At 53.4% G+C, this 476-nt stretch carries 1 protein-coding gene and 1 pseudogene; both read right to left on the bottom strand.

Going from position 1 to position 476, the window contains the following annotated elements:
- Nucleotides 1-10: 10 nt before the first annotated feature.
- Nucleotides 11-328 (bottom strand): peptidase dimerization domain-containing protein, encoded by a 318-nt coding sequence (locus tag EZM41_RS11975; protein WP_198471297.1) that lies wholly within the window; start codon nt 326-328, stop codon nt 11-13.
- Nucleotides 329-333: 5 nt separating this feature from the next.
- Nucleotides 334-474 (bottom strand): annotated as a pseudogene (locus tag EZM41_RS11970) (YerC/YecD family TrpR-related protein); the annotation flags it as partial.
- Between the last annotated feature and the right edge of the window lie 2 nt (nt 475-476).

Genomic DNA, 476 nt, shown 5'->3' with positions numbered 1-476 from the left:
AGTTTGTAACTTACGTGTCCGAAGGCGATGATAAGGCCAATACGCCTGAGGCCCTCGCCGGGACCTTCGTCATCCGAAGCGTCGTCGCCGGAACTAACGGCGAAATAGCTTTTGCCGGTGAGAGACCGTCCTGGCCGAGGAAGGAAAGCACAGCCATCCATGTTTTGCCGGCATCCTGAGGATTCCAAGCCTGCGGGTATTCTTTGAAAAAGCGCGTTACGTGATAGCGGTAGTCTTTGATGGCGTTATGTCCGAGCTCTGGCGTAGAACCGTGGGCGGTTTTTCCGTAGGTGGTGAACTCTGGCCAGAAGACCCCTCGCTCCGTCAACACCACTTCGTTATCTGTGGGTATGTTAAACCTTCGCTCAGTAACTTAGCCACTTCGAGGCGCTGAGCCAATGCTCTGATCTCGCCTATAGTGTCTATATCCTCGAGGAAGTTGTAGACTTCCTCCACGGTCTTTAGTGAGAGGATAG

This window comes from Acetomicrobium sp. S15 = DSM 107314 (assembly GCF_016125955.1).
Lineage (GTDB): Bacteria > Synergistota > Synergistia > Synergistales > Thermosynergistaceae > Thermosynergistes > Thermosynergistes pyruvativorans.
The sequence above is the reverse complement of the archived record's forward strand: the minus strand, read 5'-3'. Positions and strand labels throughout refer to the sequence as shown.